We start from the raw sequence: 15946 nt of genomic DNA, 5'->3' as shown, positions 1-15946 counted from the left end.
ATAATCGCAGTGAACGTTCGATGAAACCTTTTGTGATCGGCCGCAAAAATTGGCTTTTTTCCCAAACACCCCGCGGCGCTCAAGCGAGCGCCATCATTTACAGCATTATCGAAACGGCGAAAGAAAATCATCTCCATCCGTTTCCCTATCTAACCTATTTATTTGAGACGCTGCCCCAGCAGCAGGAAGATGCTTCCTTGGATGAATGGCTTCCCTGGTCTACGCAGCTTCCAGAACGCTGCCGCATTCCTGTCCAATCATAGCCCTGTTTTATAAACGACAAATCCCCATCCTTTTATCAAGGTGGGGATTATTTGACGCTTACGTGGATCGAGTACCTTTCTTTTCCGCCTATAAGAATCATCCTGCCACTCCCAATACAGGGAACATTAGCACCTCCTTTTTTATTCCTATATATAATATAATTTTGACCAATCATTAAAAGCGGTTTTGCTTACTCGATGCCCTTCGTACCCTTCTTGTCCATTTAATATTTGGTAAAAGGAACAACGTCCCGGGGGTTTAGGTGGCAAGGGTTTTTTAAAAAGGGGTTAGATAATATATTTCCGGATTATTGCTTGATGTTTTTTTCCTCTTTTGATGCCACCTTCGCCACCGAAACCACCACTAAATCAAGATCTAAAGTTTTAACAGGGATCTACATAATTCTCATCACGCCGATGGAACTGTAATTGGATCCCTTCGACATAAAAATGGCCCTGAATTTTTTTTGTGTGAGTCGTAATATGGTGGTCCTGCAACACTTTATCAAACAAGGACCAAAATTTCGTTGTCCCCATCTTTCCATCAGCTATTCGCCCATTCTCTCTGGCCCATTGAGCAAAATCCTTTTTGAATTCCGACCGTAATACGGAAGCCTCAGGTTTGCTGTAAACGCGTTCGTTGAAATATTCAACCAAAGGATTCTGAGACGCCTTATAGTCTCGTAAAGCCTCGTCACTTACTTGGCTTTGCGTCAAGTTAAAATCATTAGCCCTAAGTCGTGAGAGGCCTTGTAGAGCAAAGTTTAGGATACCAGGCAATTCCTGAAGTAGTTTGTTCGTCAAGTCTTTGTCCATATAGGAAACACCTTCTACGGGAGCTTCGCCTGCTTTAAGCTCTTTGTATTCTTTATGAAAAGGAATGATTTGGAGTCTTCGATAAAAGCCTTCTGTCATGTCATCCGTGTCTACCATATGGTTCAAAAGAATAAGGAGTTTGGTAGGAAGATGGGTGTTAAAAGAGTCCTGATATTTCCGCTCGACATTAACGGCATCTCCACCTGTCACCATCTTAAAGGTTTGGGTGTTAAACTTCTTTGTAACCTCATTTTCCGAGGATATATTCACAAATTTTCCAGGTAGGTTTTGCATGCCGAAACGGCTTTTCAATTCGTCCAACGAAACATTCGACACATTGGCTGTGCCGATTAGATGACGAATGATCTCGGCTAAAACACTTTTTCCATTGGAACCGGACCCCACAAAGAAAAAGGCTTTTTGAATTTTTACTTCCGGCAGGAAACAGTATCCCATCAATTCTTGAATCAGATCCACTCTTTCTTGGTCGTTTTCAAAAACATCAAAAAGGAACTTTCGAAATTGAGGGCAGGAGGCTCCCGCATTGTACGTGATCGGGATTTGAACCGTTGATAGATAGCCAGGATCATGGGGAACGAGTTTCTCATGATATAAATCCAACATCCCGTTTTTGATATTGATACGCTGCGTATCAGGGTTCATTTGGACGACGAATGGGATTTCTCGTTTTAATGCTTCATAATACTCATTTTGCCACCTTACTTTCCATATATTGCTTTCTGCTTCATGCAATATCTCCCGGCACACCTTTTTCAGCCAATCCTGTGTTATTTCTTGGTACACTCCAGATGAACCATAGACAAAAAGGTGTCCGCCGCTTAGTTGAACAAGCCTTATTCGTCGCAGGATATAGGAGGCAAAAATGTTGGCGTTCAGCTCAAGGTGCCCGTTTTTGTTATAAGCAAGACCACGTTTTTGGAACTGTGCCTCTCTAACATCAGCCAGGACACATCCAGCTGGTGTTCCTGCTTTTCTTTCACCGTCATACCCCAATTGCTCTAAAACAGGATAACTGGTCGGTACCATGTCGTGCTGGCGGCTCATCAGGTCCGCCAGATAATCTTCTGAATGATTCGGCTTTATCACTCTTTCACGGTACTCTTCCCCAGCTTGTCCCAAGGAAACGGTATTAGAAATTAAAGCTTGGAGGAGAGGCTCACTCATCTTGGCATTAGCTGCTTCTGCCCATTGGAAAAAGGGGTCCCGGGTCATTTGAAAAGCAGTCGTTTCTTCTTGTTCTGGTTCTACAACATCCATCATTCGGTTTTGATTAGCTTGAAATCTTTTTACATCCATATTGTCGTATATCCTCCTGTTTTTAGGGTGGAACCTGTGGCAAGAGGAAAAGCATTCTTCTTGCCACAGGCTCTCTTTCTCTTTAGAGAGTGAATTGATCTGGTAGTGCCTCAATGTCTACCCTGGTTACTTTGGAAATGTTAGCAAAGGTGCCTTTGTCTGTTGTTTTGTGGGTGATTTCTACTTCACATGGAATACCCATAAGATCTTCCAACCGAAATGCCTGCCGCGGGTCAGCATTCAGCAGGCCGCTTAATGTTCGGGTGTATTTGGCTTTTTCGGAAGGGGACTTCCAGTAAGATTTGTCCTTTTCGATTTTTTGGAGTGTCCCTTCTGATGTGGGGACAAAGATCGTATAAGTGATGTCAATTTTATCGTTGATACCTAAAGGGCTTTGCACATTCCGCGAATACACAGCGGTTTTTGTGACAGCAGGGAAAGTCCCTGCCTCCACATCGGGTTGGTGTTTAGCCTCACCAACCATTTCACTCGATTCCATTTTTGCTTTGGCTTCTTCTGTTTCTCGTAGCTCTTTCCTAAATTCTGGGCTGTTAAAGATGTTATTCATTTCTCATCGACCTCCTAAGAATATTTAAATGCTTTTTGCTACAGTTCCAATCCTACAAGGGATACCCCATCATTTCCTCAGGTGTCCTGCATGTTTCATAATGTTGAGACACCCCCCATTCCCATCCCATTATTTGCACCAATACTTCGCGCTTTGTAATTCGACCTCGATAGGAATCTGCTTAACTAAGGTCTTCATACCCTCTACCATAACGTTGTTTAAAAACACAGAAGCTTCTTCTATATTGGTGTCGGGGACTTCCAGGATAATCTCATCATGGACGACAGCAGCCAATTTCCATGTCTTTTGTCTTCCTTCCAAAAACAGAGCCAGGGCTTCCTTTAATCCTTCTGTGCTTGTTGCCTGGATCGGGTAATTGTATCTGGCGATAGAGCCCTTCTCCAACATATGGTGGGTATCGGACCAGTACCGTCCCCCTAAAGTTTGGATAAAGGAACGTTGGAGCATACGGTCTTGATAACGCAGCACCCCTGGGTAAAGCTCAAAATAACGATTCCGAAACGTTTCCGCCTCTTGTAGAGAAATGGCTGCCCCCGTTGCCCCCTGGATTTTTTTCTGAAGGCCCCATTTGGTCATTCCATAAACTAAACCAAAATTCACAACCTTCCCAATTTTCCGTTCCTCTGCAGTCACCATCTCACCTTCTTGCTTATTCAAGATGGCAGCGGTGGTTTTGGTATGAAGGTCTTCGTTATCGTAAAAGGCTTGTTTCAATTCAGGATCACCTGAGAGTTCCGCCAATATCCGAAGTTCAATCGTACGATAATCGGCTACAATGAAGGACTTCCCTTCCTCCGGCCGAAAATAAGGCTTTGCTTTTCCTGGCATCCCCTGAAGATTAGGCTGTTTGCAGGTCATCCGAAACGTATCCGTCCCCATCAACCTCCATGTACCACGAAGTCTGCCATCTTTGCCAATAGCCTGTTTTAATTTCTCGCCATAAGCGTTTATTTGTTTTCTCCGTTTTTTATACTTGCGGAGAGAATCGATCACATCGTACTGACCTTCGTACTTGGCAAGCACCTCGTCCGATGTTCCCTCGACATGTATACCCTGTTCCCCCAGAGCAGCCATTAATTGGGCCGGCGATTGGAGATTTAACGTCGGCGTTTCTAGAAGATTACGGACGGTTTCTTGAAACTGGAGACTCTCTGTGTTCATGTATTCTAATTCCTGCTCCCATCCCTCGTAATCAAAACCGATGCCATTCCTATTAAGTTCAATGATGGTATCGATGGCAGCCATTTCTCGTTTTAATACGACATCTAAATGGAGGTGGGTGATTTGCTCCTGTAAGAAGTAATACAGCTCCAACGCTACTTGGGCATCCAAAAGTGCATACGCATAATGGTCTTCTGTAAGATCCCCCTGCCAGTGATCGGCATGCTGGAGGTTTTTGTTCAGGTTTCGGCCTAGATATTTTTCAGCCAATCCTTTCAAGCTGTTATCGGTTTTCACACGGTTATGGAACACTTGCGCCATCACCAGGGTATCCATGTATGATGTGATAGTGATCCCTTTTGTGCGAAGAAACGTAACGTCAAAGCTTGCATTATGGCAGACCTTCAAAATAGATGGATCTCTTAACAGCTCTTCTACCTCATACACATCTGACGTCACCTTTTCCACCCCGTCACCCCAAACGCTGATGAGTTTGATTTCACCTTTTAAAGGATCAAGATCCGAGGTTTCCAGGTCAAAGGCGACAATGTTGGCATATGCGTTCGATGGCGCATTTAATCGATACACGGCATTGGCTTTGTGTTGTTTGATTTGTACCATAGCCTCATACATCGTGGAACGGTCCTCCGGTAATGCTGCTTTTGGGTGGAGGACGAGGTCGTTACCATCCAAGGATATATCAAAGGAATCCTGTAATACGGCTAACGCGTCCATAGAAATCATCTCCTTTCTCTTTAATACAGTTTTCATTCTAAAGAGAAAACAAATCGAATTCAGTAGGTGTATCACATACTAATCAAAAGTGAGACAGCACAAAAAACATCTTGGCAAAAAAAAAAGAAATAGAGATAAGCTCTCTATTTCCTTCTATCTATAATGGATTCGTTTACGTCCCGGAAAAGGGTTTCCGCTGTTGAACGATATTTTTCATTTTGTTCTTGTAACCTTTTAACTTGTTCCTTAATTTGTGTTAATTTCTCTGTAACCTCTTGGGTTTGGTTTTCTTCACTCTGAGCGATATAGTTTTCAATCTGCTTATCGATCTCTTCCACTCTAGCTCCCTGTCTTTCAGCTTCTCGGCATTCTTCTTTTATCTTAGCCTCCATTTCATTTTCGTTCAGCTGGTTTAAGGCTTCACCACCAATCTTTTCCTCAAACGCTTTATTAATGATATCCTGTTCTTCAGGAGTATCAGAAGCGGCGGAAATGTCATCCAACTCTTTTTCAGCTTCACGGTATTTCTCTACTACATCTTCCTTGTTTGCTGCGTGATCTTCGTCCATTTCCTTTTTCAAAAATTCTGCAACAAGATAGTCTAGACTATTCACTTCCATTTCGGCAAACAGTACATCTTTAAAAGCACCTTTTTCCTGCTCCACTTTTTCTTTTGTTTCTTTTTCAAACAGGTACATTCTTATAATAAGATCATTCAGTAGACTCGCAAAATCTGACCAAACAGCACTTCTTGTTTCAATGGAAACATCTTCAACTGCGCGCAACAACATAGTCATACGATCTATCGCTTGCTTTAAAGATTCATTTTCAGCTACAGATGCTAAATACGCAGGGTGAGCCATTATTTGATGGCGTTGGTTCTTATCCGAAATGCCCGCAATTTTTTCCAATGTCTCTTGATTATACTCCATGAGGTCTTTAAAGGTTAGACTGTTATTAGAGGTGTTTTTTCTAAAATAAGGATTCTCATCGTGTATGTTACACAACAGCTCAAACAGTTCTCTCCATTCTCCTTTAAAAACAAATTTCTTATCAGTCTTCCCGGGACTCTCCATTCTCTCCCCTGCCTCCCTAAACTTCCAGTCATCAAGGTTATATGTATCAAAAATATCATATATTTTTCGATAAAATGTGGATCTTGTCCATCCCAACCCTTCATAAAATTCTTTAACACCGTAGTCTTTTTTGTCATTCTTTTTTACCAAAACCGATGCCCTCCAAGCCCCTTATTTTTTATCCATCATGCCGAAATCCATTGTTTATAAATACATCCTGGTAGACACTCATCTTTCACATCGTCAGGCTCTATCAATTGCTACATCTTGTTCTCGGTTATCTTATTAATACAAAAGACCCCCTTATGTAAATCTTAGTATACTTTATCATACTGAATTCTTATTAAAAAAAGAGAGACGCCGAAAAGAATATTTCCAAATCCCCTGCGGCGTCTTGATTTCAAGTGATATGGTCGAAGGTTGTCTTATTTTATAAATTTATTCTCTAAGTGGTGCTGAATAACAACCAAAACCTCAGCGGCCATTCTGATAATGAATAAGAGATTCCCTGTATATCCAAAATGAGTGTAGCTCATAGTTTATTGCTCCTTTCGCTTATGATAAAGGCGATACTTGTCTTTCCACCTTTTCGTCCAATCCTCTAAATCCTGGATACAAACTTTCTCTTCTGGGTCCAATGTTGCTTCCACAATAAGAAACCTTTCATGCTTTGCTTGATTTTGAAGGGAGGCTTCAAATATTCCTGGATTATGCTGTATTTTATAGACGTACTCTAAATCAAAGGGATCATCCAGTATATTTTTGACATCATCCTCTGCTTCCAAAATAAAGAGGGCCTCTTCGGCAGGAAGCCAAAAAGATCCCAAGGAGTATGGTTCTCCTTGGGATTTATAGATACGAAGAAACAGGGTTTCTATTGGTTCAGCTAGCACGTTCGGCAGTATCCGTTGGAGATACTTAACATCCTTATATCTTCTGACTTTATACATCCTTTGGCTCCTTTTTATAACAAGTCTACGGCCTGCTGCTTCTGTTCTTGAGAAATATTAATATAGTACCGGATGGTCATTTGTACATTGCTATGCCCTGCTAATTGACTGACGGTTGCCAAATCTACCCCTTTTTGAATGAGATTGGTACAAAACGTATGGCGCAGGCGATGCGGATAGAGGGGGAAACCGAGTTCCTTAGATACATTAGCCATCCATTCCCGGATACTGTCTCTGGCCAGTTTCCCGCCACGTTGACTGAGAAGCAGGTAATCACTGTCCCTATAATTCGACATATTTCGCTCCGTACGGCAGTAATCTTGGAGGACATCCAGTAATTCTTGTTTCAAATTTATTTCCCTCAATTTGCTCCCCTTTCCATAAACAGTAATATTTCGCAGTATTGGATCAACGTCGGATACCTTGAGAGACACCAGCTCAGATGCACGAACCCCTGTGTATAAAAACAGGTAACAGGCCAGCTTATTTCGTTTGCTTACCTTGGGAGACGTTTCAAGGTAAAATAACAGCTGGTCCACTTGTTGCTGTGTCAAAACATCAACTTGTCCTGTACCGTCTGCCACTTTAATCTGATCTCGTTTCAACGATAGGAAAGATGTCGTAACGATGCCCCTTTCTATGAGAAAATCATTAAAGACCTTTAGGCTGTTTAGCTTCTTGTTGATGGTTGTTACGGCATATCCTCTATTCATTAAATGATCTTTGAAGCTCATAACGAAAAAACGGGTCAACAGCTGGTCAGGCTGCTCAGCAGCATGATGTTCCAGAAATGTTTGATAGTCCCTTACATCGCCGATGTAAGAGACAATCGTTCCTCGTACCCGTCCTTCTTCCTGTAACCATAGTTCAAATGCCGTTAGGGTATCCATTAGCATTTCCTCCTTTGTTTCATTTCGTTTCATCCGCATCGAAACTCCCGGCAGAATTATATTTCTGTCGGGAGACCGAGAGGGGGCGGTATCCCTCTAAGCCTTGATGTTGCAGTCTTTGTTTTAAAAATCAAATGGTCGTTTTCCTTTTGTCGGGAGATTGCCGATCGTTTTGCAGGGAGTTTCAGCGTAGATACAACCAGTATTCATCGAAATAATGGTTCAGTAAAAAGCCATCTACACCTACAGGCATAGATGGCTTTTCGATTCAACCAAAATAGTTTTCTAATGCTTGGTTAACAATTCTGGTAGCGCTTCGACGATTTTTTGTTTTCTCTTCTTGTAGTTTCCTCCAATTGTCATTTGTGAAATATATTGTCTTCCGAATATGGCTTTCATCGAAGGTAGGGGGCTTTGTGGTTTGTTCCTCCTGTTTCCCGGACGGATGAGTCGTTTCACCTTCCGGCGCAGCTGTTTCCGTTTCTTCCTCTGTTTCATGCTGATCCTCCTTGGCTTCTCCACGATCTTCTTCATCGACATCAAAAACCTGTATGGGCGGCATAATTTCCGGCTTTTCCGGCTTTTTCGATTGTTTCTTCTTTACGTATTTGGTCAATTCGTCCACCTCCTTGGGATATCGAGACCCAACTGTCTCCAGCAACGTCTCTTTAATATTTTGTTACTTATTAAGAAGATATTTTTTTTTATTTTTTTTTTTGATGGAAACGGCAGGTGGAAGAAGGAACAGCTAAAGGAGCTTATAGCGTTTTTAAGAGGTTTCATTATTTCAGGAGATGATTTGGACTGCTTCATGTTATTTTTCGCTCTCTAGGATTTTGACAAGCTTTGTGGAGGGGTTCTATTGATTGGCATAGTCATTGGAAGGTTCAACATTGGAGGGATCCTCGCTGAAGGGGCGGAATAATTTTATACGCTTGTCTAGCATCATTTTTCCACCATGCCTTCCAAATAGGTAATATAATTACTCACTTTTTCACGGGCTTCAGGGTCGGGAATACACCGCACCGCCCGCGCTGCCTCGTGTTCATCAATAACGACATTCTCATCGACGACCTGATCGAATAATAGGGTCTTTAGTTCATCTTCGGTAAACAGTTCTTCATCATAAAATCCCGTTGCTTCATCAAAGCCCCGGTAATACGTGCCATCTTCTATCTTAATCACATGGTAAACCATCATTTTTAGTCCTCCTTCATCATGGTACGGCGATAGACAGGCTGTCCATCTCTGAACATCACCTGCAGGCACCACTCCATTGTTGTTGGATGCAGGGCAATCGCACCCAGCCATTCTGTTCCTTCTTTATCAACCACTATCATTGTTTCAAATAATAATGCTATGGGCATGTGATTCAATATTTCCGTTGGCACGAGAACAGGGTCAATTTCATCTAAATAGAGTTCCGTTCCCTCATAACTTACTTCCTTCCTGTCCACCGATATTTGAAAGGTGGTCTCTAAAGAATCTATAAACCATTCTACTTCCTCCATTCCTGTCTCCCCTTTCTCATCCTGTTTCTTTCTGCTGGAGAACTGTTTTCTCTTCTGCTTTCATTTCCTTTAGTAGTTCCATCAATAATTTCTGCCTGGACATTGGTGTTCCAAAAGTAAAGTCATGATAATACGGCCTGTATAATACTTTTCCTTCTTCCATAACACGGTGATATCCAATCAGTTCTTTCGTCATGTATGAGCCTCCTTTGGTTTTCTGTTGCTTTCTTTATTTCCTGGTTACATATAACCTTTTTCTTTCAGAGATAGAAAATCATCCTGATTCCCCAAAATTAAGTGATCCAGCACATCTATCCTCAATACGCTTCCAGATTCCATTACTTGCCTAGTCGCTTCAAGGTCCTCCGAGCTCGGCTGTAGAATACCGGAGGGGTGATTATGACAAAGAATGATCGATGCCGAGTTCGACATAATCGAAGTCTTAAAAATTTCTCTGGGGTGAATGACTGAGCCATTAAGATCACCTATATGAGCCGTATAGATGGATGTAGGCTGATTTTTAGTATCTAATGTCATCACAACAAAATTTTCCCTGTCCGGCTGGCCTAAAAAGTCCCGGAGCAACTGATAAGCATCTTCCGGCGAACGAATAGCGGTGTCGCTGTACCATAAATATCCGGTTTTCACCATCTGAAGTGTAAGCATGGCTACATGCTGTCCCTGGACCTGCTCCGAATTGGTTTCTAATTCTTCCGGCTCGTTCTGCTTTGGCTTTTCATAACGTTTCATCTTATTCCTCCTTGATAAATAAAAATAACCCCAGTTCCGAATAAGAACTGAGGTATATCATGATAGATTGACCTATCTAATTTATATTAAATGTCTCAAACCCAAGCAGTCACGGCAGAACAACAGAAAATATGGAAATTATGTTGCCTGTTCATCATTTAGTATCAAAAAAATGCCGCCTCCCACATGGGAGACGGCTAAAATAGTTTTTAGGGAAATAAACCTTGTGAGAAAATCACTGACTGGGTTCCTTCGCTACTGCTGGTTTTCTCCTCTTGTCCTGTTACCAGGGCAATACAATCGGCCAGCTATCATCACTACTACAAACCCGCTGCCACTTCATAGGCATCGTAGATGCTGCCTCATCTCTTCCTATAAAGCTTCAAACGTTCCGTTCTGTTTATCCCTTTGTTTGATGACCGTAGGTCCCCACTATTCAAGATAGAGAACGACTGGTGTAACAGCCTGAATTATTCCAATCGCCGCTGCATCCTTGCCGATACAGGGATAAATACCAACCTACTAGCGTTTTACCTGATATTCACTACCTCTACTTGGATCATCATGGGTTCACGTCATTAGCCATAGCCATCTTTGAAGGAGCCCCGCCTCTCTTTCGAGAGTACGTCTTCACCTGACTTCACCCTTTCTGCCACGGCAGGGCATCACCGGATGCAGGAGGATCAGGCACCTGCGAATGTAGGCTGTTTCACAGGAAAAGGACTTTCACCTTTCACATCAACAGAACAGTTAAAGAAAAACCCCGAGGAGTGTCAGGCACTTATCACTCGGGGATTTCTTTCCTTTTTTCACTAGATTGCTAGTTTATAAAGGAACGTTTCGTTTTGATTATTCAGCAGTACTATCATCTGTAGAAACAGCTGCTTCAATCTCTGTAAGTAGTGGACCGAAGTTAGAGCCACTGTATTCAGTAGCAGCAGAAATAACAGCTGAAGTATCTTGTGCATTCTCTACATCAGAAGCTAAGTCCTCTAGATAAGTGATGAACTCATCAGTAGTCATGTCTGATGTTGTAAGGAAGCCGTTAAGATATTCGCTATTATTTTCAACGGTGGTTCTAACATTTTCAATAATGCTGGAAACCTCACTTACTGTTTTCACATCTTCACTATTTGCTACTGCATCCTTAAATGCAGTTCTTACATTTGCAGAAGCATTAATGTGAGATTGGACCTCATCAAAGTCAGAAAATCCACCTTCAGGTCTTGTCTCAAATACATCTTCTGCTACAGGACCAGAGAACGAAGCGCTATGATCACTATCTACAGTGCTTACATCCACACCGATATCATCACTATGACTAGAAAGAAGATTTTCAGCATCCGTTTGAGCACTTTCAGTATCTTCAATGCTGAATGCATTCAACTCATCAATCGGCGTTTGATCTTCGATATCAAGTGTTTGTGATGCTTCATTGTCAGCAGCATCTGCAACTACAACTTCAATTTGACTACCTTCTTCTACAGATTGACCAGAGACTGTATAAGTTACTTCGTCACCGCTTGTGCTTGATTCACTTACATTTTCTGTAGATCCATTAACAGAAACTGTTGTAGTATCAACCTCATCTGAAGTCGAAGCTGTAAATGTAATATCACCACTAACTTCGCCATCAGTATAATTTGTGTCTTCAAAAGAAAGGTTGGTAACTGGCTCTGGTGCAAGAGTATCTTCACTAGATTCATCATCTACTGTTACATTACCGTCCAAAGAAGTTTCATTGCCATCTTCTTCATTAAGAGTCGAAATAGACCCTGAACCAGAAATCGTAGTGTTAGCAGCAGTTACATTAGTAGTGGAAACCTCAGCCTCAGCTGCCAACTCAAGATCAGCTCCATCAGAAGCAAGGTTAACAGTATCAGCTGTAGTCGTTCCTTGAAGGGATACATGTTCATCATAATTTACATTAACAGTTGCTAGTGTGGAATTAGTGAATTTTGCAGTGCTTCCATCACCATTCTCAATGTTAGTTTCACCTTGCACCTCTACATTAGAAGCATCAAAGTCACTATCTTGTGTAACAATGAGATCACCAGTGATAGTCAATCCATCTAGTGATACATCTTGACCGTTCACAACAACGTCGCCATTAATTGTAAAGTCCGATGTTGTTGAGATATCTGTATTGTCATTGTTGATTTCTAAACCAGTAACAGAAGTGACTGTTCCATCGGTAGAAGTGTCAACACTAATGTCATTACCATTCAGAGCAGAATCATTGTTACCAAAGAAAGAGCCAACAGAGTCCGTAACAGGATAAGTTTCACCATCAAGAATCACTTCATTATCTGCGGAACTATATCCTTCATACGTTTCACCATTAATGGAAGATTGCTGGTCATCTTCTTGATTGCCTTCGCCAGTCTTAACAACGGCATCAGCAAAGCCACTGTCTTCAGAAGGTTTAGCAATTGTTACGTTGTCACCATCTTCAATATCACGAAGGTTTTCAACGGAGTAGTCGTCCGCATCGTTGTCGGATGCATCATAAACGGCACCGTCATTGGCAAGCTCAAATGTTTCCTCTTCACCATCGATGTTTACCGTAACTTCATCGTCTCCAACGCTCACACCGTCTTCAATCACTGTGCCTGATACAAGACGATCTTCATCATTGTTTTCACCAGCATTATTCAGATCATTAAATCCTGTGATAAGATCATCCGCATCATTAACTTCGATTTCAACAACGCTACCTTCACTAACATCAAAACCAGGGTCCAGGTCGTTAACTTCGTACGTTCTTTCTTCACCGTTCACAAGAACGTCTACACGCACGATGTCGTCATCGGAAGTTTGAACATCTTTGATGACTGCAGTGTGTTCTTCACCGCTGCTGATAACATCTTCATACGTTACAAGATGGGTTACGCGGTCATCTTCATCAGAGTAAACGGCAGCCTCACCAGCATTGATGTCAACGCCGCCTTCTTTAAGGTCGCCCCATGTTGTGATGTTTACATCTTCTTCGTCCGGATCAAGCATGTCGGCGTCAGATACATCGTAAACGAGGGTGCTGTCTTCCAGAAGACTTCCATTAGCATAATCCGAATCCTCATCAATGCTGTTATTAAGAGATGAAACATTATCGAAGAATTCGAGTTCTTGAACATTACCATCGGAATCTTCGCCTACATTGATAACGTTGTTGCTGTAATCTTCACCAAGATCACTACCATACTCGGAAAGGTTAACAACAACTTCGTCATTGATAATATCGCCGGAATCGTTAAGAGCAACAAGGAATGTATCTCCACTAATTGGACCAGCAGTCTCGTCCGCACTAATCAGTGAAAGATTATCACTGCTGCCTTCGGCAAGAGCAAATTCGTCAATTTCGTCCGCTGAGTCTTCTTCATCACCATCTGGAATGGTTTGATTTGTCTCGTATACTTTTTCGCCGTCACTTGTTTGAACAGTGATTTCGTCTAGGGAATCAGGTGCAAAGTCATAGAGATACGAATTGCCTTCGGAATTAACACCTTCAAGCTCTACACTTACATCGCCTGTGCTGCTGACATAAGGAGATGCCATACCTTGCAGATAGAACGCATTGTAAGTTTGCTCAATACCGTCAGTGGCACCTGTTACATAAACAAGGTCACCTTTGAAGTTCTTGTAAAGGGTAACATCGCCAGCATCCATGAGTGCTTCCGCTTCATCTTCACCAAGATCAGCGAATTCACCGTCTTCGTCAAGATACTGCACAGTGCCGAGATCGTTACTGTCGTCGTTATAGTCGTAAGTTGTACCCTCAAAGTCAAAGGAATCGTCGTAGACGTTCTCGATAGCTCCGCTTTCGGTGTTTGTGCCGACTACTGCAAAGCCATCGCCATCGTATGCATCTTCGTTATAGAAGACAACGTCGCCTTCCTGGATATCTTCAGGTGCAATTTGCTGACCATTCTTTACGATTCTGTAATCTTCGAGATCCAACTCATCAGAGTCACGGCCGATTACAACACTGCCGTCTACAGACTCAGTAAGGATCGGTTCGTTGTTGCTGAAGTCGTACGCGTAAACGCGCTGCACATCGCCGTTGTCGTTGAAGATGACTTTTGCGTAGTCATACTCTTGATCGACAAGACCTTCTTCTTCTACTTCATCAGTGCCTTCAGCAACAATTTCGTCATCGGAGCCGTCATTTACGGTGAATGTTACATCCTCAGCGAGGTCGTGAGCATTGCCGCCTTCAACGGTTTCGATTTCGTTGTTTTCCGTCACTTCGATAGCTGTGTTCAGCGTATCTTCATGTTGAATCAACTCGTAATTGGTGAGGTTGTTATCACCGTCATACCAAACGCTGATTTCATGACCAAGCGCCTGCTGGAAGTTAAAGTCGCTGTCTTCCGGAACATCGAGAGTAACAGTTGTTTCATCACCGTCTCCGTTATCTTCATTATACGTAACGGTGAATTCGCGGTCATCGTCGTTAACGGATGTAACGCGGGCGTTATCATCATCGTTAAGGAATTGATCACGAGTGAACGTAGTGGAAAGGTCGCCAACTTGAATGTCGTGCTGTACGCCTTCTTGAATTTCATCAGGAGCGTTGTCGCTGGTGTCATCAAAAAGTGTGATTTGAGCGGACATGCCGTCTGCAGCAAGACTTACACTTTCAACACCTTTGCGCTCACCACTGTCACTTTCTGCAATCATGATGTCTGACGCGGAAAGATTTTCACGGTACGGTCTAGTAAATTCAACAGAAAGTACGTGACCGTCACCGGTAAGAGTACTTACGTTAGAGATGGATTGCGGCTCCTGTACTTCAAGGGCACGGTCAAGGAAAGTTGCAAACTGAGCACGGTTAACCGTTTCTTTCGGACGGAACATATCGTTCTCAGTGGACGTGATGTCGTAGTCCGCAAGAATCTGGATGTTTTCCTGGTGGCTTGCGTTTGCTTCATCAAGGTCAGCAACGTTTGCGTCGCTGTCTTCCTGAGCTTCAAGGTTGAACGCACGCACAAGGATAGTTGCCATCTGCTCACGGCTGAGATCCATGCCAGCAGCAAACATAGTGCCGTCTTCGCGGCCTGTGATGTAGCCAGCTTCTTCTACAGCTTCAGCAAATGGAGTGTAGTAACTGTCATCGTTCAGGTCGTCAAAGGAAGATTCAGCGTTTTGATTTACTTCGAGATCAAACGCGTTAACAAGAAGTTCAGCAACCTGACCGCGGTTGATGTCTTCTCCCGGGCCGTATGTACCATCTGGGTACCCGTTGATGATACCTTCGTCAGCTAGACGCTGAATAGACTCCGAGGCCCAGTAATCGTTGGATACATCAGTGAAAGACTCCGCTGCATCCGCTTGCTGTACATCCGCAGGTACCGCTGCTGCTGCAGACGCTACGACTGCTGCAGATACGGAAGATGCTAGAAATCTGCGGTAAGACTTAGGTTGATAAGCCATATGCAATATTTCCTCCTTTTGTATGAAGCACTCTATCTCAGTTTTGATAGAATACTTGTTTCTAACTTTCAGAGACGATCGCACGTCATCTGGTTCCTCGACGATCTATCATCGGGTCATCGGAATCATCGATGAAAGCGCCTCCGTCCGTTAGGAATTCATAAATCTGCTAAAAAACTGCAAGATTTATTATACGTACCAATTCGCAGGCTGTCAATTCGTGGGTGACCATTTCCTGCACGTGGAAGTATAATGTGCCGCGTCTGTTAATCTACTTCATATTATGACGCTATCTACAAGAATTCTACAACAATTTCCTCCGAATGGCTACCCTGTAACATTGTTTGTAATCTCATTTTAATAGAACTGGGAGTTTCGGGCATTTATTATAGACTCACTTACCACTTGCTGATGTTTTTCTTCCATAATACACCATGAATTTTACAACCGTGTCA

13 protein-coding genes are annotated in these 15946 nt (G+C 42.7%); 1 reads left to right on the top strand and 12 read right to left on the bottom strand.

Annotated elements, in window-relative coordinates; all coding sequences use genetic code 11:
- Window positions 1-263, top strand: a 263-nt coding sequence (locus BM058_RS13780) for a transposase domain-containing protein (RefSeq protein ID WP_143083035.1), incomplete at its 5' end; no start/stop codon positions are given.
- Window positions 264-647: 384 nt separating this feature from the next.
- Here the strand turns inward: BM058_RS13780 and BM058_RS13775 are convergent.
- The 12 genes from BM058_RS13775 to BM058_RS13720 all read right to left on the bottom strand — a co-directional run bounded on the left by BM058_RS13775 (window position 648) and on the right by BM058_RS13720 (window position 15491).
- Window positions 648-2396: a DNA primase family protein gene (locus BM058_RS13775; protein WP_090927635.1), complete on the bottom strand. Its 1749-nt coding sequence runs from the start codon at window positions 2394-2396 to the stop codon at window positions 648-650.
- Between the two features lie 82 nt (window positions 2397-2478).
- The gene (locus BM058_RS13770; RefSeq protein WP_090927634.1) at window positions 2479-2964 is read right to left on the bottom strand and encodes a hypothetical protein; all 486 of its coding nucleotides are present in this window, start codon (window positions 2962-2964) and stop codon (window positions 2479-2481) included.
- Window positions 2965-3093: 129 nt separating this feature from the next.
- Window positions 3094-4890: a DNA polymerase gene (locus tag BM058_RS13765; protein WP_177195569.1), complete on the bottom strand. Its 1797-nt coding sequence runs from the start codon at window positions 4888-4890 to the stop codon at window positions 3094-3096.
- A gap of 134 nt (window positions 4891-5024) precedes the next feature.
- On the bottom strand, window positions 5025-6107 hold the full coding sequence (locus BM058_RS13760) for a hypothetical protein (protein WP_090927632.1): 1083 nt from the start codon (window positions 6105-6107) through the stop codon (window positions 5025-5027).
- A 389-nt stretch (window positions 6108-6496) separates the two neighbouring features.
- Window positions 6497-6907 (bottom strand): hypothetical protein, encoded by a 411-nt coding sequence (locus BM058_RS13755; protein WP_090927631.1) that lies wholly within the window; start codon window positions 6905-6907, stop codon window positions 6497-6499.
- Between the two features lie 14 nt (window positions 6908-6921).
- Window positions 6922-7797, bottom strand: coding sequence for a tyrosine-type recombinase/integrase (locus tag BM058_RS13750; RefSeq protein ID WP_090927630.1), 876 nt, complete (start codon window positions 7795-7797; stop codon window positions 6922-6924).
- Between the two features lie 268 nt (window positions 7798-8065).
- The gene (locus BM058_RS13745; RefSeq protein ID WP_090927629.1) at window positions 8066-8413 is read right to left on the bottom strand and encodes a hypothetical protein; all 348 of its coding nucleotides are present in this window, start codon (window positions 8411-8413) and stop codon (window positions 8066-8068) included.
- Between the two features lie 329 nt (window positions 8414-8742).
- A complete protein-coding gene (locus BM058_RS13740) occupies window positions 8743-8997 on the bottom strand; it encodes a hypothetical protein (protein ID WP_090927628.1) in 255 nt (84 codons plus the stop codon).
- A gap of 2 nt (window positions 8998-8999) precedes the next feature.
- Entirely contained in the window at window positions 9000-9308 is a 309-nt protein-coding gene (locus tag BM058_RS13735; RefSeq protein WP_090927627.1) for a hypothetical protein, read from the bottom strand.
- Window positions 9309-9324: 16 nt separating this feature from the next.
- The gene (locus tag BM058_RS13730) at window positions 9325-9504 is read right to left on the bottom strand and encodes a hypothetical protein (protein WP_090927626.1); all 180 of its coding nucleotides are present in this window, start codon (window positions 9502-9504) and stop codon (window positions 9325-9327) included.
- A gap of 44 nt (window positions 9505-9548) precedes the next feature.
- Window positions 9549-10058 carry a JAB domain-containing protein gene (locus BM058_RS13725; RefSeq protein ID WP_090927625.1) on the bottom strand — a complete coding sequence of 170 codons (510 nt, stop codon included), beginning with the start codon at window positions 10056-10058 and terminating at the stop codon, window positions 9549-9551.
- 849 nt (window positions 10059-10907) lie between these two features.
- Window positions 10908-15491, bottom strand: coding sequence for an S-layer homology domain-containing protein (locus BM058_RS13720; protein WP_090927624.1), 4584 nt, complete (start codon window positions 15489-15491; stop codon window positions 10908-10910).
- Window positions 15492-15946 lie beyond the last annotated feature (455 nt).

Source organism: Salibacterium qingdaonense, from assembly GCF_900114715.1.
Classification (GTDB): domain Bacteria; phylum Bacillota; class Bacilli; order Bacillales; family Marinococcaceae; genus Salibacterium; species Salibacterium qingdaonense.
This window is presented reverse-complemented; position numbering and strand designations above follow the sequence as displayed.

Bases quoted from the DNA above. Each gene is read 5' to 3' on its own strand.
- BM058_RS13750 (WP_090927630.1), bottom strand. From the start codon at position 7,797: ATGGATACCCTAACGGCATTTGAACTATGGTTACAGGAAGAAGGACGG.
- BM058_RS13755 (WP_090927631.1), bottom strand. From the start codon at position 6,907: ATGTATAAAGTCAGAAGATATAAGGATGTTAAGTATCTCCAACGGATA.
- BM058_RS13765 (WP_177195569.1), bottom strand. From the start codon at position 4,890: ATGATTTCTATGGACGCGTTAGCCGTATTACAGGATTCCTTTGATATA.
- BM058_RS13740 (WP_090927628.1), bottom strand. From the start codon at position 8,997: ATGATGGTTTACCATGTGATTAAGATAGAAGATGGCACGTATTACCGG.
- BM058_RS13770 (WP_090927634.1), bottom strand. From the start codon at position 2,964: ATGAATAACATCTTTAACAGCCCAGAATTTAGGAAAGAGCTACGAGAA.
- BM058_RS13730 (WP_090927626.1), bottom strand. From the start codon at position 9,504: ATGACGAAAGAACTGATTGGATATCACCGTGTTATGGAAGAAGGAAAA.
- BM058_RS13735 (WP_090927627.1), bottom strand. From the start codon at position 9,308: ATGGAGGAAGTAGAATGGTTTATAGATTCTTTAGAGACCACCTTTCAA.
- BM058_RS13720 (WP_090927624.1), bottom strand. From the start codon at position 15,491: ATGGCTTATCAACCTAAGTCTTACCGCAGATTTCTAGCATCTTCCGTA.
- BM058_RS13775 (WP_090927635.1), bottom strand. From the start codon at position 2,396: ATGGATGTAAAAAGATTTCAAGCTAATCAAAACCGAATGATGGATGTT.
- BM058_RS13725 (WP_090927625.1), bottom strand. From the start codon at position 10,058: ATGAAACGTTATGAAAAGCCAAAGCAGAACGAGCCGGAAGAATTAGAA.